We start from the raw sequence: 17,855 nt of genomic DNA on the forward strand, positions 1-17,855 counted from the left end.
AGGTAAGAGGGTGAAGCTTTCAGTTGAAAAGCTGAAAAGTCTTTCTATACACTTACCCACTGGCCAGCTGCCTGAATTTGTCCATTAGGAGTTAAACAAGGTATGAGCACCATCGAAGAGCGCGTCAAGAAAATCGTTGCCGAGCAACTGGGCGTTAAAGAAGAAGAAGTGGTCAACACTGCTTCCTTCGTCGAAGACCTGGGTGCCGATTCCCTTGACACCGTTGAGCTGGTGATGGCTCTTGAAGAGGAATTCGAGACCGAAATCCCGGACGAAGAAGCTGAAAAAATCACTACTGTTCAAGCTGCTATCGACTACGTTACTGCCCACCAGGCGTAATAGTTTGTAGTCGTCGCTTGCTGTCAGGGAAAAACCGCACTGCTGTAACGGCGTGCGGTTTTTTCTTTAGCACTGATGAAAAGTGAGCGTTGAAGCAAAGTGTCGTCATCAAGAAAAAGGAGAGTGCTGTGTCGCGTAGACGCGTCGTAGTCACCGGTATGGGTATGTTGTCGCCACTGGGTACGGATGTGCCGAGCAGTTGGCAGGGCATTCTGGCTGGCCACAGTGGTATCGGTCTGATCGAGCATACGGACCTTTCTGCCTATTCCACCCGTTTTGGCGGCTCGGTAAAGGGCTTCAATGTCGAGGAATATCTCTCGATCAAGGAATCCCGCAAACTCGACCTGTTCATTCAATACGGCCTGGCAGCCGGTTTTCAGGCGGTGCGTAATGCCGGCCTGGAAGTCACCGATGCCAACCGTGACCGCATCGGCGTGGCCATGGGTTCGGGTATTGGCGGTCTGACCAATATCGAAGAAACCAGCCGCACGCTGCACGATTCCGGCCCCCGTCGAATTTCACCGTTCTTCGTGCCCGGTTCGATCATCAATATGATTTCCGGCTTCCTGTCGATCCATCTGGGTGCACAGGGGCCTAACTACGCCATTTCCACTGCGTGTACCACGGGTACTCACTGCATCGGCATGGCGGCGCGCAATATCGCTTACGACGAAGCCGACGTGATGATCGCCGGTGGCGCGGAAATGGCCGCGTGTGGCCTGGGCATGGGGGGCTTTGGTGCTTCCCGTGCGCTGTCGACCCGCAATGACGAGCCGGCCCGCGCCAGCCGTCCCTGGGACAAAGGGCGTGATGGCTTTGTGCTCTCTGATGGCGCGGGTGCGCTGGTGCTGGAAGAGTTGGAACACGCCAAGGCCCGTGGCGCGACCATTTATGCCGAACTGATCGGCTTCGGCATGAGCGGCGATGCCTTCCACATGACCTCGCCGCCGGCCGACGGCGCGGGTGCTGCCCGTTGCATCAGCAACGCCTTGCGCGACGCGAAGGTCAACCCCGAGCAGGTGCAGTACATCAACGCCCACGGTACCTCGACCCCGACCGGCGACCTGGCGGAAGCCGAGGCCATCAAGTCGGTGTTCGGCGAGCACGCGTATAAGCTGGCGGTCAGCTCGACCAAGTCCATGACGGGCCACCTGTTGGGTGCGGCGGGCGCGGTGGAAGCGATCTTCAGTGTGTTGGCAATCCAGGATCAAGTGGCGCCGCCGACCATCAACCTGGATGAACCGGACGAAGGTTGCGACCTGAACTTCGTTGCGCACGAACCGCAGGAATTGCCAATCGATGTGGTGTTGTCCAACTCGTTCGGCTTTGGCGGGACCAACGGTTCCCTGGTGTTCCGCCGGTTCGCCGAGTGATGCTCGACTGGGTCGACGGTCAGCCAGCGGACGCGGTGTCCCTGAAAGATCGCGGCCTGGCCTACGGCGATGGCTTGTTTGAAACCATTGCCGTAAAAGCCGGGCAGCCGTTGTTGCTCGAGCGGCACCTGCAGCGCCTTGACGCAGGGTGCCGGCGGTTGGCGATTGTTGCGGATCACGCGCTGATCCGCAGCGAATTGCTGGCCTTTGCCGCGACCCTCGGCGACGGCATACTCAAGTTGATCCTCACCCGTGGCGACGGTCTGCGGGGCTATGGCATCAACGCTGGCGCGCCGGTGCGCCGCATTCTGCAAGGCAGCCCGCCTGCCTCCTATCCCGAAGCGCATGGCTCATCCGGCATACGTCTTTTTCCATGTACTACCCGTTTGTCCGAACAACCCTTGCTCGCGGGCCTCAAGCACCTCAATCGGCTTGAACAGGTCATCGCGCGTGCCGAGTGGCACGATGCCGATCACGCCGAAGGATTGATGCTGGATATGTCCGGGCGAGTCATTGAAGGCGTGTTCAGCAACCTGTTTTTAGTCGATGACGGCCACTTGCTGACTGCCGAGTTGAGTCGCTGTGGCGTTGCCGGCGTCATGCGGGCCGAGCTGTTGGCCCGGGCCGAGGCGTCGGGCATCGCGACGCGCGTGATCGATATCAGCCTTGAGCAGCTGCGACAGGCCGACGAAGTCTTCGTCTGCAACAGCGTTTATGGCATCTGGCCGGTACTTGGATGTGGGCCAATGAGCTGGTCGGCTGGACCACTCACCCGTAAACTGCAGGGCATTGTTCGCGCGCTATTGGGTGTTTGATTTGAGACGTAAATTTATTCTGTTGCTGGAAGTCGGTCTGGTTCTGGCGGGTTTGCTGCTGGGCTTTTCAGCCTGGAAGCTGGACTCGGCCTTGAAGCAGCCGCTGAATCTGTCCCAGGAACAACTGCTGGATGTACCGGCCGGCTCGACCCCCACCGGCACCTTCAATCGCCTGGAACATGACGGTGTGCTCAAGGACGCCTTCTGGTTACGCGTCTACTGGCGCTTCAACCTCGAAGGCCAGCCGCTGCACAGCGGTGAGTACCGCATGCAACCCGGTTTGACTGCCCGGGGCCTGATCGACCTGTGGCAGCGCGCCGAAGTGGTGCAGTACAGCCTGACGCTGGTGGAGGGGTGGAATTTTCGCCAGGTACGCGCCGCGTTGGCCAGGCACGAAAAGATCGAGCAGACCCTGTCTGGCTTGAGTGACTCTGAAGTGATGGAAAAACTCGGTCATCCCGACGAATTCCCTGAAGGGCGGTTCTTCCCGGATACCTACCGTTTTGTGCGGGGAATGACTGACGTCGAGTTCCTGAAAAAAGCCTATGACCGCCTTGATGCCGTGCTCGCCGAGGAGTGGCGCAAGCGCGCGCCGGACCTGCCGTACAACGAGCCTTACCAGGCGTTGATCATGGCCTCGCTGGTTGAGAAGGAAACCGGTGTGCCGCGAGAGCGTGGGCAGATCGCCGGAGTTTTTGTGCGACGCCTGAAAATCGGCATGTTGTTGCAGACAGACCCGACCGTCATCTACGGCATGGGCGAACACTATAATGGCAAGTTGACCCGCGCTCACCTCAGGCAGGCAACGCCCTATAACACTTATGTGAATGCCGGCCTGCCGCCGACCCCGATTGCGATGGTCGGTCGCGAGGCGATTCATGCCGCCTTGAACCCGGAGCCCGGCAGCAGCCTGTATTTTGTGGCCCGTGGCGACGGCAGCCATGTTTTCTCGGATAACCTGGGTGCGCATAATGCCGCCGTGCGCGAATTTCAACTCAAGCGCCGCGCCGACTATCGCTCCAGCCCGGCTCCTTCGACGCAGCCCGCGGATGAAGTGCCTGCGTCCCCGGTTGATTCCGTCGATAAACCTCAAGATTCGATGCCGCAAAGCCCGCAATGACTCTGATTAAGGACTGCCTGTGACTGGCTTGTTTATTACCCTGGAAGGCCCGGAAGGCGCCGGCAAAAGTACCAACCGCGAATACCTTGCCGAGCGCTTGCGGGCCTCGGGTATAGAAGTGTTGTTGACCCGTGAGCCCGGTGGCACGCCCTTGGCCGAGCGGATTCGCGAGGTGCTGCTGACTCCCGGTGACGAAGTCATGAGTCCGGACGCAGAGCTGTTGCTGGTGTTTGCCGCACGCGCCCAGCATTTGGCAGAAGTGATTCGTCCGGCCCTGGCCCGTGGCGCGGTGGTGATTTGCGATCGATTCACCGACTCCACCTACGCCTATCAGGGCGCAGGCCGTGGTTTGTCATTGGAGCGCATTGCCACGCTGGAGAACTTTGTCCAAGGCCAATTGCGTCCTCATTTGACACTGGTGTTCGACCTGCCGGTAGACGTCGGCTTGGCCCGGGCCAGTGCGCGTGGCCGCCTGGACCGGTTCGAGCAGGAAGGCCGGGTATTTTTTGACGCCGTGCGCGGTGCCTATCTCACGCGTGCCGAAGCCGATCCATCGCGCTATTTCCTGGTGGATGCCGCGCAGCCGTTGAGCCAGGTTCAGCAGGCGCTGGATGCCTTGTTGCCGAAACTGTTGGAGCTTTACCGTGGCTGAAGCCTATCCCTGGCAGGACAGCCTGTGGCAGCAACTGGCTGGTCGTACCCAGCATGCCCACGCCTACCTGCTTCACGGGCCGGTGGGCATCGGCAAGCGTGCGTTGGCCGAGCGGCTGATGGCCAGTTTGCTGTGCCAGCAACCGCAAGGTCTGGAAGCGTGCGGGCAGTGTAAGTCCTGCCTGCTGCTCAAGGCGGGCAGTCACCCGGACAACTATTTGCTGGAACCGGAAGAAGCCGACAAGGCGATCAAGGTCGATCAGGTTCGTGACCTGGTGAGCTTTGTGGTGCAGACCGCGCAGATGGGCGGGCGCAAGGTGGTGCTGATCGAGCCGGTGGAGTCGATGAACATCAACGCGGCCAATGCCTTGCTCAAGAGTCTGGAGGAGCCTTCCGGCGACACCGTGCTGTTGCTGGTCAGTCATCAGTCCAGTCGCTTGCTGCCGACCATTCGCAGCCGTTGCGTGCAGCAGGCCTGCCCGTTGCCGAGCGAGGCCATGAGTCTGCAGTGGCTGGGGCAGGCCTTGCCGGAGTGCAGCGAGCAGGAGCGGGTGGAGTTGCTGACGCTGGCCGCCGGCTCACCCCTGGCAGCGGTCAAGTTGCAGGCTCAAGGCGTGCGCGAGCAGCGGGCGCTGGTGGTGGATGGGGTGAAGAAGTTGCTCAAGCAAGAGCAGTCGGCCACGCAATTGGCTGAAGGCTGGAAAGACATTCCGTTGCTGCTGCTGTTCGATTGGTTTTGTGACTGGTCCAGCTTGATCCTGCGCTACCAGTTGACCCAGGACGAAAGCGGCCTGGGCTTGATGGACATGCGCAAAGTCGTGCAATACCTGGCGCAAAAGAGCGCCCAGGACAAGGTCTTGAACATTCAGGACTGGATCCTCGGCCAGCGGCAGAAGGTGCTGAGCAAGGCCAACCTGAATCGGGTGCTGTTGCTTGAGGCATTGCTGGTGCAATGGGTCGGGTTGCTCGGCCGCCGTTAAGATTCTCGGGGCCGATGGCTGTAGCGTTGGCCAGACACTTTCCGTAACGCAAGTTGTAAATTCTTATGCTCGTAGACTCACATTGCCACCTTGATCGCCTTGACCTGACCCAGCACGGAGGCTCCCTGGATGCCGCCCTCGAGGCTGCCCGCCAGCGCGGCGTGGGACACTTTCTGTGCATCGGTGTCAGTGCCGAAAATGCCGCCGACGTCAAAGCCCTGGCCGAGCGTTACGCTGATGTTGATTGTTCGGTGGGGATCCATCCTCTGGACCTCAAGCCCGGCGAAGCCCCGGCGCTCGATTGGTTGTTGGGCGAACTCAATCACCCGCGGGTCGTGGCCATCGGCGAGACCGGCCTGGACTACCATTACGAACCGGAGGCCGCCGAGCTGCAGCAAGCCTCGTTCCGCCTGCATCTGCAAGCGGCCCGGCAGACCGGCAAGCCCGTGATCGTGCATACCCGCGGGGCGCGTGCCGATACCTTGAGCTTGCTGCGTGAAGCGGCGCTGCCCCAGGCCGGCGTACTGCATTGTTTCACCGAGGACTGGGACATGGCCAAGGCGGCCCTCGACCTGGGGTTCTATATTTCTCTCTCGGGTATCGTCACCTTCCGCAACGCCGATGCCTTGCGTGACGTCGCTCGCCAAGTGCCGGCGGATCGCTTGCTGGTGGAAACGGACTCGCCTTACCTGGCGCCGATCCCTCATCGCGGCAAACCCAACCTGCCGGAATATGTACGGGAGGTGGCGGATTACCTGGCGATGCTGCGGGGTGAGTCGGTCGAGCGTTTTGCCGAGCAGACCACGGCTAACTTCAAGCGCCTGTTCCCGCTGGCTCACGTTTCCTGAGAAACCCTCGGCAAAAAAAACCCGGGTTCTGGGGGGGGAATCCGGGTTAAGACCATTAGGAGTAAACAAAGGTACGCAGTCCGTCGGTACCCCTATTGGCGCTTCACTTGGGGGAGATGTCACGCCAACAGTTGAAGTATTGATCAGTATCGCGTTCAGTCCAGCGGCTTTGGGTGGTTTTTTAAACAGATTTGGAATACGCCCGCTTCGCTTGGGTTCTCATTGTGTGGTGTACGTCACGAAAGTGAATGTCTTGTTTCTGACCGTTTTCCTTCAAATCGTTGGCGCGCTGCAAGTTTAGTGCATGGGTTGTTCATATAGACGTTGCCCAACGACCGTCCAGTCGGGATAATCCCTCGCACCGGGCAAAACGTTCCGCCAGGCATTCTCCAAACGAAGCCTGCGGCGTGCACCCCTTCCCATACTGACCTTTGCAGACCTTTTCTATGCACAAAGAACCCCGTAAGGTCCGTGAGTTTCGCCGCCGTGAGCAGGAAATTCTCGACACCGCACTCAAGTTGTTTCTCGAACAAGGTGAAGACAGCGTCACCGTCGAGATGATTGCGGATGCCGTGGGTATCGGCAAAGGCACCATCTATAAACACTTCAAGTCCAAGGCCGAAATCTATTTGCGCCTGATGCTCGACTACGAGCGGGATTTGAACGAGCTGCTGCACTCGGCCGATGTCGACAAGGACAAGGAAGCCTTGTCCCGGGCTTATTTCGAATTCCGCATGCGTGATCCGCAGCGCTACCGCTTGTTCGACCGGCTGGAAGAAAAAGTGGTCAAGGGCAATCAGGTCCCGGAAATGGTCGAGGAGTTGCACAAGATCCGTGCCTCGAACTTTGAACGCCTGACCCTGCTGATCAAGGGCCGTATCAGCGAGGGTAAGCTCGAAGACGTGCCACCTTACTTCCACTACTGTGCTGCCTGGGCATTGGTGCATGGCGCCGTTGCGCTGTATCACTCGCCGTTCTGGAGCAACGTGCTGGAGGATCAGGAGGGTTTCTTCCAGTTCCTGATGGATATTGGCGTGCGCATGGGTAACAAGCGCAAGCACAGCAGTGATCAGCCGAGCACAGAGACACCCGCCACCTAACTCATTCGCCAGTCTGATGGCCTGATGATTTAGTGCCGGGCGCAGTACCTCAGGAATATACTCAGGCAAGGACCTTGCTAAAATCTGATTTATGAGTCAGGTTTTAGCGCGCCCCCATTTTCCTCTGCCGGAGTGATCCATGATCGTTGATCGTCAAGGCAGGCGTTTTCGCAATTTGCGAATCAGCCTGACTTCAGCCTGCAATTATGCCTGTACTTACTGCGTGCCCAATGGCAAGCGGCTGGTGGCTGCGCAGGATGAACTCTCGGCAGAGGCCATGGCCCGTGGCGTGGCGTACCTGATCGAGGCGGCCGGTATTGATCGCCTGCGGATTACCGGGGGCGAGCCGCTGGTCAGCCCCAAGCTTGAAGCCTTCATGGGCGCGGTGGGACGCATGGGCTTGAGTGATATCAGCTTGACCACCAATGGCCAGCTGCTGGCGCGTAAACTGCCGCTGTTGGTGGAAGCCGGCATTCGACGGATCAATGTTTCCCTCGACACCCTCGACGCGGACGCCTTTCGCGCGATTGCCCGTGGTGGCGACCTGGCCACGGTGCTTGACGGCATGGACCAGGCACGCGCCGCCGGGATCAAGATCAAGGTCAACATGGTGCCGTTGCGCGGGCAGAACCTTGATCAAGTGATGCCGCTCTTGGACTATTGCCTGGAACGCGGCTACGAGTTGCGTTTTATCGAGTTGATGCGCATGGGCCATCTGGCCAAGGATTCCAATGCGTTTCTCCAGCAGTTCGTCAGTCTCCAGCAATTGTTGAGCCTGATTGGCGAACATCACGAATACCTGCAAGCCAATGCGCCGGTGGATGCCACGGCAGTGCGCTACGAAGTGCCGGGCAAAGGCTTCTTTGGGGTGATCGCCAACGAGAGCGTGCCGTTCTGCCGCACGTGCTCGCGACTGCGCCTGTCCTCCACCGGCTGGCTGCATGGCTGCCTGTCGTCGAGCAATCGTCACTACATCGGCGACCTGTTGGACAAGCCGCGCCACCAGGCGCTGCCGGCCTTGCAGGGCCTGCTGATGAAAGCCTTGGGCGACAAGCAGGAAGTCGCCTTCTCCGGCGGTGCAACCGTCATGAAAATCATCGGCGGCTGACTTCTTGCCTGCAGCTTGAAACTTGAAGCTTGCAGCTGCTTCTATGGCCCAGAACCTGCATCTCGTACACATTCGCCGGTTTTCCGTCACCGGCTTCTGGAGGATAGGATGCGTAGTCTGGTGTTGTTGCTGGCGTCGTTAGCGCTGGGTGGCTGCATGACCGTCAGTGATATGGCCGAAGGCACTCGCTATCACATGAGTGACGCAGGTTTGCTGGATCACAGCGATACCCGTCGTTCCAACTCGGTCCGCATACAGCCGGACTCGTTTATCTTTATCGCCCAAGGCGCCTTCACGCCACCGGGCAGCGCCTACCCACGACCTAACGTGGTCGCCGAAGAAGCCTTCAATGGTTTTATCGAATATTTCCCGATGATCCGTCGCGCCCGCACGCCGCAAGGCCTGGAGCAGGCCATGGCCGAAGCGCGCAGTGTCGGCGCGCATTATTTGTTGTACACCCGCTTTGCCCAGGCCGACGACCGCATCGGGAATGCCGATGAATGGTCGGATCAGCAGGCCGTGGACCGCCTGGGCATCGACACCGGGGTTATCCAGATCATGCTGATCGAGACCAGTACCCAGTATCTGATTGATACCGCGCGCATTCGCAGCCGTGGTGGTTTACTGACGTTCCACGATAATAAACCCGAAGATTTGCTTGGACCGCCGCTGCAGCAGTACGCTCGCAGCTTGCTGGGCATGAGCAACCAGTAAATCGAAGGAGAGACGCATGACGGGTTCGATCAAGGCCAATGAGTTGTTGGCGCAGTTGCCCAAGGGCAAGGGACCGGCACCGGTCCATCTGTGGAACCCGGATTTCTGCGGCGATATCGACATGCGCATCGCGCGCGACGGCACTTGGTATTACCTGGGAACGCCTATCGGCCGCAAACCCATGGTCAAGTTGTTCTCCAACATCATTCGCCGTGATGGCGATGATTATTTCCTGATCACGCCGGTGGAGAAGGTCGGGATCCAGGTCGACGATGCGCCCTTTGTCGCGGTGACCCTGGATGTCGAAGGGCAGGGTGAGGCCCAGGTCCTGCGGTTTACCACCAATGTGGACGATCAGGTCGAAGCCGGCCCGGAGCATCCGCTGCGAGTCATGATCGACGCGCAAACCCAGGAGCCCGCGCCTTACCTGTTGGTACGTTCTAACCTCGAAGCCTTGGTGCACCGTAACGCTTTCTATCAATTGGTGGAGTTGGCGGTCAGCCGTCAGATCCAGGGACAGAACTGGCTGGGTGTCTGGAGTAATGGGGTGTTTTTCCCCATCGGCCTGGAACCATGAGATCAGGTTTTGTATTTCTCCTGAGATAATTTCCTTGCTGTAGACCCATGCTTTCGGTTTCAATTTGTACATGATTAGACATGTCCGATTTGATAAGAAAAAACGCGTTGTCGATGAGCTGATTCGCCGTATCGAAGGCGGTGTCATGGCCGACGGTTTCCTGTTGCCGGGTGAGCATCAATTGGCCGAAGAGTTTGGCGTCAGCCGCGGCACCCTCCGTGAAGCCCTGGCCGAACTCAAGCGCCGCCACTACATCGCCACTCAGAGCGGTGTCGGCTCCATCGTGACGTTCGATGGCATGGTGCTCGATCAGCGTAACGGCTGGGCTCAGGCCCTGGCCGACACGGGAGCGCTGGTGACCACTGACATCCTGCGCCTGGAGGCCGTGACCCGTCCGGACCTGCGCAGCCGCTTTGGCAGTGATCAGTTCATTACCCTTGACCGCCGCCGGCGCACCACGGACGGCACTGCCGTGTCCCTGGAGCGCTCGTTGATGCCGGCTGGCGGAGGGCTGGAAAGCTTACCGCGGGTTGGCCTGATCGATGACTCCCTGACGATTACCCTGGCGGCCTACGGTTACATCGGTGCTGGCGGCGACCAGTGGATCGGTGCCGAACCTTTGAACGAACTCGATGCCGAGCTGCTGGGGCGCCCGGTCGGCACGGTTTTTCTCAAGGCGCTGCGTACCACTTACGATCGTCGCGAGCGCTTCATGGAGTACGTCGAAAGTTTGCTCGACCCAGTGCATTTTCGCCTGCACCTGCAATTTGGAGCCTCGAAATGACCCCGCACACTCGCGCCCTTGGCGCGTTCTACGGGTTGGCCTTGGGCGATGCCCTGGGCATGCCCACTCAATCCTTGAGCCGCGAGCAGGTCAAGGCACGCTTTGGCGAAATCACCGCGCTGCAAGATGCGGCCGCCGATCAGCCGATTGCCCCGAATATGCCGGCGGGCTCCATCACCGATGACACCGAGCAGGCGATTCTGGTGGGCCAACTGCTGGTGGATGGCCGGGGTAGGATCGAGCCGACGGTGCTCGCGCAACGGCTGATCGAGTGGGAAGCGATGATGCGCGCCAAAGGCTCCCAGGATCTGTTGGGGCCTTCGACCAAGCGTGCGATCGACATGATCCTCGCGGGCCATACGCCCGAAGAATCCGGGCGGTATGGCACCACCAACGGCGCGGCGATGCGTATCACGCCAGTGGGCATCGCTGCGGACGTCAATTCTCCCGAGCGCTTTATTCAATCGGTGATCCAGGCCTGTCAGGTCACCCACAACACCACGCTTGGCATTGCCAGCGCCGCAGCGGTTGCCGCCGTGGTTTCGGCCGGGATCAATGGCGAGGACCTGGGGCAGGCGCTGAACGTCGGCACTCAGGTAGCGCAACAGGCTGAACAGCATGGGCATTGGGTCGCCGGTGGGCGTATCGCCACCCGTATCAGTTGGGCGCGGACCCTGAGTGTCGGCAGCAGCGACAAAGCGTTGTTTACCGATCTGCTCTACGAACTGATCGGCACGTCCGTCGCCTCCCAGGAGTCGGTGGTGGTGGCGTTCGCGCTCGCACAGCAGGTAGCGGTGGGCGAGATGGAAGCGTTCGAAGCCCTGTGCATGGCCGCCAGCCTCGGTGGCGACACCGATACGATTGCAGCGATGCTCGGGGCCATGCTCGGCGCGTGCCTGGGTATGGCGTGCTGGCCAGCGGCGATGATCGAGCAGGTCAAGCAGGTCAATGGCCTGGATGTGCAGCCGCTGGTGGAGGCGTTGTTGGCGTTGCGCTGAGCATCGCCGATGAACTGTGTGAGCGAGCAAGCCCACACAGAGGTCGTGTCAGGAAGACCGGCCATGGATTCAAACTGCCACAACCAAAAAAACAGGCATCAGGAGCAGCCCATCATGAGTTCGACCACTTCCGGCCAAAGCGCCGGACAACTGGAAACCCGCGGCATCGAGCCGGTCCCGGAAAATGAGTGCAACGGTCATCCGCTGCAATTGTTCTGGGTCTGGTTCGCCGCCAACATCAGCATCCTCGGCCTGCCTTTGGGGGCAACCCTGGTGGCTTTTCGCGGGTTGGCCATCTGGCAGGCAATCATTGTCGCGATCCTTGGCGCCGCCGGTTCGTTCGCGGTGGTGGGCATCATCTCCATCGCCGGCCGCCGTGGCCGCGCACCGAGCCTGACGCTGTCCCGGGCGATCTTCGGTGTACGTGGCAATATCGGCCCGACCCTGGTCTCGCTGATGTCGCGCCTGGGCTGGGAAACCGTCAACACCACCACGGCCGCCTTTGTGTTGCTGTCGTTGTGCTCGATTCTGTTCAACTCGCCAGTGGCCGCTAAAAGTGCACCGCTGCTGACGTTGCTGTTCATCGGCATCTTTGTGCTGCTGACCCTGGCCGTGTCGGGCCTGGGCCATGCGACGCTGCTGGTGATCCAGAAGTGGGCGACCTATGTGTTTGGCGCGCTGAACATCCTGGTCGGTGGCTTTCTCTGCGCAACCATCGACTGGAGCGCGGTATTCAACGCCACGCCGGCACCACTCAGTGCGATGATTATCGGGGTCGGCACCATGGCCGCCGGGACCGGTATCGGTTGGGCCAACGCCGGCGCCGACATGTCCCGTTATCAGCATCGCAGCGTCAAGGCCGTGCGGCTGGTGGCATCCGCCGCCTTCGGTGCGGGGATTCCGCTGGTGTTACTGATCACGTTGGGCGGCCTGTTGTCGGTGGGCAATAACGACCTGGCCTCGGCGACTGACCCGATCATTGCGATCCGCGACATGTTGCCGACGTGGATGGCCGTGCCGTACCTGATCACTGCGTTTGGCGGACTGCTGCTGTCCAACAACCTGTCGGTGTATTCGGCAGGCCTGACCACCTTGACCCTGGGTTTGAAGGTCAAGCGAGTCCACGCGGTGATTGTCGACATCGTCGCGATCTTTGCCGGCTCGATCTATTTCATGCTGATCGCCGACAGTTTCTACGGCCCGTTTATCACCTTCATTTCCCTGCTGGCCGTGCCGATCACGGCTTGGGTCGGGATCTTCGTGGTCGACCTGATTCATCGTCATTACTACAGCGCCAAGGACCTGCTGGATGTCACTCCGAGCAGCGCCTATTGGTATCACGGTGGCATTGAATGGCGCGCCTTTGGCGCCTGGCTGCTCGCGATTGTCTTGGGCTTCAGCTTCACCACCATTGGCACCACCGCCGAGAACATTTGGTTCGCCGGGCCTTTGTCCGATTCCTGGCTGGGACATAACGGCCTGGGCTGGATTGTGACCTTCCTGGTCGCCGGTGGGATCTATGCGGTATTGGGGGGCGCGGCCGACCGTCGTCCGGCTGTCGTAGAGGGCCACAATGTCTAGACTGATTCACTCAGGCCAGGTGATTGTCGACCTGGTCATGTCCCTCGATACCTTGCCCGCCAGCGGTGGCGACGTCCTGGCCAAATCCGCCAGCTTCGAGGTCGGCGGTGGTTTCAATGTCATGGCCGCCGCTCGGCGTAACGGCTTGCCGGTGGTCTATCTGGGACGCCACGGTAAAGGGCGTTTCGGTGACCTGGCGCGCGCGGCGATGCAGGCCGAGGGGATCGAAATGGCGTTGGCTGCCAGTGAGGGCAAGGACACCGGCCTGTGTGTGTCCCTTACCGAGGCCACCACCGAACGCACCTTCATTTCCCACCTCGGCGCTGAAGGCGAACTGAGCGCGGAAGACCTGGCCAGCGCTGTGCCTCACGCTGACGATTATGTCTACGTCAGCGGTTACAGCTTGTTGCTTGAAGGAAAAGCCCAGGCCTTGCTGGATTGGCTGTCGGCCTTGCCTCGCGAAATACCTGTGGTCTTCGATCCGGGGCCGCTGGTCAAGGCGCCCGACTCCTCGGTGATGGCCGCGCTGTTGCCGCGCATTGATATCTGGACCAGCAACGGTCCGGAAGCGCTTGCGTTTACCGACACCCAGGACATCGCTGCGGCGCTGATCAAGCTCGACGAACACCTGCCCGCCGAGGTGTTGTTGGTGGTGCGGGACGGGCCGAACGGTTGTTGGGTCAGCCATCACGGCCAGGTAGAGCATGTGCCGGGGTTTAAGGTGCGGGCGGTGGACAGCAACGGTGCCGGCGATGCCCATGCCGGTGTCTTTATCGCCGGCCTGGCCAACGGCTTGACCCCGGCTGTCGCTGCACGGCGGGCGAATGCCGCCGCTGCATTGGCGGTCACCCGCTGGGGCCCCGCGACGTCGCCTGGGGCGGCGCAAGTGGATGCGTTGCTGGCAGCGTCTTGAAGCGACAGAGCAGGGCGATTCAGAACATCTGACACGCCCGACTTTTTCGACGGCTACGGCAAAAGGGGCGCTCGGACGAGGATCTCGCAGGCCCACTGTAGGAGCGAGGGGGCGCCTACACTGGCCGCTATTTGCTTTACAGGCCATCTTGCTTCCAGGCGGCCTGGTGAAATTCCTCCTGGCCCTTTGCAGCAGGACCAGGAAGGAACAGGTATTACTCGCTTGGCTCGCTTTCCAGTTTGCGGGCTGTCTCGACACCGGAGGCCGTCAGCTTGATCGGCAGATTAAGCGTATGTTCGCCGGCTTCGTTGCAGGTGACGTGACCGTCCTTGATCAACCCGCGTTCCTGAAGCGTGGCCAAGGTGCCGGCCACCACTTTTTCGCCCCGGTAATTATCCAGCACCTCCTTGCCCAAGCCGTTGGGATGAGCGTGCAGCAGGCGAGTGAGCACTTCTTTCTCAAGGTTTTTATCCACGTTCATGCATACCTCTTCAATGGGAGTGGTCGGGTAGCGGTCTCTGGCTAAAGGATCAAGGTTGTTTCGGAGCGCCCGGGAGGTCCTCGTCGTCAGCGTTCGGCATGGCATTTTTGCCCGGGCCTATTTTGCCGTTCTCCACATCCGTATCGAGGCCTTGGCGATTGCTGTCGTTGCCTTGGGTTCGTGGGTCGGTGCCGTCCTGAATAATTGCGCCGCCATGGGTGTCGAGGCCGGTGCCCATGGATTCTTTGGTTTCTTCGGTCGCGGCATTGGGCGGGCTGCCAATCGGGTCGGTCTTGCCGGTGGAATGATCCGAGGCGGCAAAGCTGCTCAGCGAAACGGCGGACAACAGGCCGGTGAGGGCGAGGGCGGTCAATTTGGAACTGATCATGGTGGAGCCTCCATATGATTAAGGTCCTTACCTCATATTGGTCAGCTCACGTTTGCGGTTTGTGCCTAGGTGGCGACGAACGGTTCTAGCTCACCTGTAAGATTTTGTGTGCCGAGACTCGGCGCCAGATCAGGCGTCCTACGGTGATCAGCCAGTTGAGCAGGGCCACGCTCAGCACAGCCGTCAACAAACTCGCCATGCCGTGCTCGACGATCAGCTTGCCGGCAAGCAACGGAAAACCGAACACACCGACAAAGTACGCGAGGCTGAACAGCAGCAGCGCCTGGGGCATGCTGCCACCCGGGGCTTCATTGGCCGCCAGGCCATTGATCACGGAGTACGTCAGGCCGTAGCCCACGCCCAGCGTAATGGCGGCCAGCAGATAGCTGAAGCTGTCATCCACCAGGAACCGGAACATCAGAATCGATGCCAGCATCAGCCCTGACAGCACACATGCCGACCAATAAGGATCGCGCTTGACCACGATGCTGGCAATCAGCAGACGACTGGTGATCGCCGCACTCATGAAGCCCAGGAAAAACAGCGAGTAATCCAGGGAAAGGCTCGCCGCATAGCTGGTTTGGAAGCTCGACAAACCGCCAAACACACAACCGCCCAAGCCCACCATGAGGATCGCAAACACGGCTTTGGAGCGCAGTACCTGGCAAGTCGTGGCCCAGGAGATTTTCGACAAGGTCGATGCGCCCAGCACGTTTGGTTGTCGCGCAAGTTGTGTACCCAGTCGCCAGAAGATCGTCACCCCCACCACACTGGCCAGTGCGGCCATATAAAAAGCTGCGGTCAGGGGCAAATCCAGGGCACTTGCCGCTCTTCCCAACAGTGGCCCGGAGCCGATTCCGGTCATCATGCTGCCCGACAGCAGGGCAAAATACCTGGCGCGCTGGGCGGGCTCCACCAGCATCGCCACGATGATCGGTCCCAAGGTATAGAAGACGCCCCAACCCAGGCCCAGAGAAAAACCGAAGAACATCAGTCCTTCGCCATATCCCGGCGTCAGCGCAAAGCCCAGGCAGGCCACCGCCAGCAAAACTCCCAGGCAGGCAATCGAGCGCGCGGCCCCCAGGGCGTCCGACAAATGCCCGGACACGATCACGGCGATGAACGTGCTGAGCATCGCCGTGGAGATCACACTCCCGGCGTCATGCTCGTTGCCACCGCGGGCATGAATCAGCAATGACAGCAGAAAAGTCGAACCGTAAGACAGCGACAACAAATAGCTGGCAAGACAAAACAGGGCGAAGAGTTTTCTGCCAACCGGAGGCGTGGAATACATGGGCAGGCCCGAGAGGTTGTTGGATTCAAGGCGAGCTTTTTACCATGCGCGAGTGAATGGTTTGTTCTGTGGTTGGTGGTGTTTGGGTCCGGGTCCAGCGGAGTAATGGCCTGCATAAAACCCTGCAACCCGTCATCAAATCCTCTTAGTATGTGTCCTTTCCTTTTGTTCCAAGGCCGGCCCATGACCATCCAGATTCGCCCCGCTGTGCCCAGCGATGCTGCGCAGATCCTGACCTTCATTACGGAGCTCGCCGACTACGAGAAAGCCCGGCATGAAGTGATTGCCAGCGTGGTGGATATCGAGCGCAGCTTGTTCAGTGAGGGCGCCACTGCCCATGGCTTGATCTGTTTGCGTGAGGGTGTACCGATCGGGTTTGCAGTGTTCTTTTTCAGCTATTCGACGTGGTTGGGCAGCAACTGTCTGTACCTCGAGGACCTGTACATCAACCCCGGGCAACGCGGCGGCGGTGCGGGTAAAAAGTTGTTGCGGCATCTGGCGAAAATTGCTTTCGACAACGACTGTGGCCGCTTTGAGTGGAGCGTGCTGGACTGGAATGAGCCGGCCATTGCGTTCTACAAATCAATTGGCGCGCAGCCTCAGGAAGAATGGGTCCGTTACCGGATGGAAGGTGACGCCCTGCGGGAGTTTGCCCAGGGCTGAGTAGGGTAAATGCTCGATACTTTGGGGGGCCAGATCTCCCTTGTCATCATTAACGACCTTCGCGAGCAAGCTTGCTCCTACAGGGGATCGGAGGTCTTCTCTCAATATATGGGATGAATAATTATATATTGAGATGTTTCACGCTCTGGGTTTATAGTCGTCCGCATCAGCACTCACTACCAAAAAATAAAACAGGTGAAGCGATGCAGGCACAACCGCTGTCATTACCCGCGGTGCCCGAGCCTACCTACGGCGAGCGGCTCAAGGACAAAGTAGTGATCATCACCGGCGCCGCCCAAGGCATTGGCGAGGCTATCGTCGCCTGCTTCCAGGCGCAGCAAGCTTGCCTGGTGATCGCTGATATCCAGGCCGACAAGATCGAGAAACTCGCCGCACACTGGGGCGAACGCGGTGCCAGAATCTACGCGCAGCCAATCGACATTACCTCCAATGACCAGTGGCGGGCCTTGGTCGATGTCGCCCTCGAGCGTTTCGGACGCGTCGATGTGCTGGTCAATTGTGCGGGCGTCAACGTGTTCCGCGACCCGCTGCAAATGAGCGACGAAGACTGGCGCCGATGCTTCGCCATCGACCTGGATGGCGCCTGGTTCGGCTGCCGTACAGTGTTGCCGCATATGATCGAGCAAGGCATCGGCAACATCATCAATATCGCTTCCACCCATTCCAGCCACATCATCCCCGGCTGCTTCCCCTATCCGGTGGCCAAGCACGGCTTGCTCGGCCTGACACGCGCCCTTGGCATCGAATACGCGCCCAAAGGCATCCGCGTGAATGCCATTGCGCCGGGCTATATCGAAACCCAGCTCAACGTCGACTACTGGAACGGTTTCCCCGACCCCCATGCCGAACGCCAGCGTGCGTTTGACCTGCATCCGCCCAAACGCATCGGCCAGCCGGTCGAGGTGGCGATGGCCGCCTTGTTTCTGGCCACCGATGAAGCGCCGTTTATCAATGCGACCTGCCTGATGATCGATGGCGGGCGCTCGGTGATGTACCACGATTAAAACTTGTCGCTCACTCATAACAACAAGAGGTGCCGTTCATGAAAAAAGGACTCCGTGTTCTCGCTGCCGCCGTCGCGCTAAGCGGCTTAAGCACACTCGCATT

20 protein-coding genes are annotated in these 17,855 nt (G+C 59.8%); 17 read left to right on the top strand and 3 right to left on the bottom strand.

Annotation, left to right across the window (positions count from 1 at the left end; genetic code table 11):
• The first annotated feature begins 102 nt into the window (after positions 1-102).
• The 15 genes from acpP (at position 103) to AC6CIA_RS06865 (ending at position 13,901) form a co-directional block, all read left to right on the top strand.
• Entirely contained in the window at positions 103-339 is a 237-nt protein-coding gene (acpP, locus tag AC6CIA_RS06795; RefSeq protein ID WP_007987170.1) for an acyl carrier protein, read from the top strand.
• Between the two features lie 128 nt (positions 340-467).
• Complete coding sequence (gene fabF, locus AC6CIA_RS06800; RefSeq protein ID WP_498311190.1) at positions 468-1,712, top strand: beta-ketoacyl-ACP synthase II; 1,245 nt, start codon at positions 468-470, stop codon at positions 1,710-1,712.
• Positions 1,712-2,527 (top strand): aminodeoxychorismate lyase, encoded by an 816-nt coding sequence (gene pabC / locus AC6CIA_RS06805; RefSeq protein ID WP_498311191.1) that lies wholly within the window; start codon positions 1,712-1,714, stop codon positions 2,525-2,527. The genes fabF and pabC overlap by 1 nt, the downstream gene beginning before the upstream one ends.
• A gap of 1 nt (position 2,528) precedes the next feature.
• A complete protein-coding gene (gene mltG / locus AC6CIA_RS06810) occupies positions 2,529-3,647 on the top strand; it encodes an endolytic transglycosylase MltG (protein WP_498311192.1) in 1,119 nt (372 codons plus the stop codon).
• Between the two features lie 19 nt (positions 3,648-3,666).
• Positions 3,667-4,299 (top strand): dTMP kinase, encoded by a 633-nt coding sequence (gene tmk, locus AC6CIA_RS06815; RefSeq protein WP_498311193.1) that lies wholly within the window; start codon positions 3,667-3,669, stop codon positions 4,297-4,299.
• Positions 4,292-5,278 (top strand): DNA polymerase III subunit delta', encoded by a 987-nt coding sequence (locus AC6CIA_RS06820; RefSeq protein WP_084381226.1) that lies wholly within the window; start codon positions 4,292-4,294, stop codon positions 5,276-5,278. Before tmk ends, AC6CIA_RS06820 begins: the two co-directional genes overlap by 8 nt.
• A 65-nt stretch (positions 5,279-5,343) precedes the next feature.
• Positions 5,344-6,126, top strand: coding sequence for a TatD family hydrolase (locus AC6CIA_RS06825; protein WP_498311194.1), 783 nt, complete (start codon positions 5,344-5,346; stop codon positions 6,124-6,126).
• Between the two features lie 446 nt (positions 6,127-6,572).
• Positions 6,573-7,226: a TetR/AcrR family transcriptional regulator gene (locus AC6CIA_RS06830; protein ID WP_498311195.1), complete on the top strand. Its 654-nt coding sequence runs from the start codon at positions 6,573-6,575 to the stop codon at positions 7,224-7,226.
• A 139-nt stretch (positions 7,227-7,365) separates the two neighbouring features.
• Positions 7,366-8,334 carry a GTP 3',8-cyclase MoaA gene (locus AC6CIA_RS06835; protein ID WP_498311196.1) on the top strand — a complete coding sequence of 323 codons (969 nt, stop codon included), beginning with the start codon at positions 7,366-7,368 and terminating at the stop codon, positions 8,332-8,334.
• 108 nt (positions 8,335-8,442) lie between these two features.
• Complete coding sequence (locus AC6CIA_RS06840) at positions 8,443-9,048, top strand: DUF4823 domain-containing protein (protein ID WP_498311197.1); 606 nt, start codon at positions 8,443-8,445, stop codon at positions 9,046-9,048.
• Positions 9,049-9,064: 16 nt separating this feature from the next.
• On the top strand, positions 9,065-9,625 hold the full coding sequence (locus AC6CIA_RS06845) for a DUF1285 domain-containing protein (RefSeq protein ID WP_498311198.1): 561 nt from the start codon (positions 9,065-9,067) through the stop codon (positions 9,623-9,625).
• A gap of 70 nt (positions 9,626-9,695) precedes the next feature.
• The gene (locus AC6CIA_RS06850) at positions 9,696-10,409 is read left to right on the top strand and encodes a GntR family transcriptional regulator (protein ID WP_498311199.1); all 714 of its coding nucleotides are present in this window, start codon (positions 9,696-9,698) and stop codon (positions 10,407-10,409) included.
• The gene (locus AC6CIA_RS06855) at positions 10,406-11,407 is read left to right on the top strand and encodes an ADP-ribosylglycohydrolase family protein (RefSeq protein WP_498311200.1); all 1,002 of its coding nucleotides are present in this window, start codon (positions 10,406-10,408) and stop codon (positions 11,405-11,407) included. The genes AC6CIA_RS06850 and AC6CIA_RS06855 overlap by 4 nt, the downstream gene beginning before the upstream one ends.
• Positions 11,408-11,521: 114 nt before the next feature.
• On the top strand, positions 11,522-12,988 hold the full coding sequence (locus AC6CIA_RS06860) for a purine-cytosine permease family protein (protein ID WP_498311201.1): 1,467 nt from the start codon (positions 11,522-11,524) through the stop codon (positions 12,986-12,988).
• Entirely contained in the window at positions 12,981-13,901 is a 921-nt protein-coding gene (locus AC6CIA_RS06865) for a PfkB family carbohydrate kinase (protein ID WP_498311202.1), read from the top strand. Before AC6CIA_RS06860 ends, AC6CIA_RS06865 begins: the two co-directional genes overlap by 8 nt.
• Positions 13,902-14,115: 214 nt before the next feature.
• Here AC6CIA_RS06865 and AC6CIA_RS06870 read toward each other — a convergent pair whose 3' ends face one another.
• The 3 genes from AC6CIA_RS06870 to AC6CIA_RS06880 all read right to left on the bottom strand — a co-directional run bounded on the left by AC6CIA_RS06870 (position 14,116) and on the right by AC6CIA_RS06880 (position 16,064).
• Positions 14,116-14,382, bottom strand: coding sequence for a hypothetical protein (locus AC6CIA_RS06870; RefSeq protein WP_339529246.1), 267 nt, complete (start codon positions 14,380-14,382; stop codon positions 14,116-14,118).
• A 49-nt stretch (positions 14,383-14,431) separates the two neighbouring features.
• Complete coding sequence (locus AC6CIA_RS06875) at positions 14,432-14,770, bottom strand: hypothetical protein (RefSeq protein WP_498311203.1); 339 nt, start codon at positions 14,768-14,770, stop codon at positions 14,432-14,434.
• Positions 14,771-14,855: 85 nt separating this feature from the next.
• Positions 14,856-16,064: an MFS transporter gene (locus tag AC6CIA_RS06880; protein WP_498311204.1), complete on the bottom strand. Its 1,209-nt coding sequence runs from the start codon at positions 16,062-16,064 to the stop codon at positions 14,856-14,858.
• 183 nt (positions 16,065-16,247) lie between these two features.
• Between AC6CIA_RS06880 and AC6CIA_RS06885 the strand changes: the two genes are divergently transcribed.
• Both AC6CIA_RS06885 and AC6CIA_RS06890 read left to right on the top strand, forming a co-directional pair.
• Positions 16,248-16,727, top strand: a complete 480-nt coding sequence (locus tag AC6CIA_RS06885) for a GNAT family N-acetyltransferase (RefSeq protein ID WP_339529249.1) — start codon at positions 16,248-16,250, stop codon at positions 16,725-16,727.
• Positions 16,728-16,930: 203 nt separating this feature from the next.
• Positions 16,931-17,752, top strand: coding sequence for an SDR family oxidoreductase (locus tag AC6CIA_RS06890; protein ID WP_498311205.1), 822 nt, complete (start codon positions 16,931-16,933; stop codon positions 17,750-17,752).
• Positions 17,753-17,855: the final 103 nt, after the last annotated feature.

It is taken from the genome of Pseudomonas sp. GQ91, from assembly GCF_059758795.1.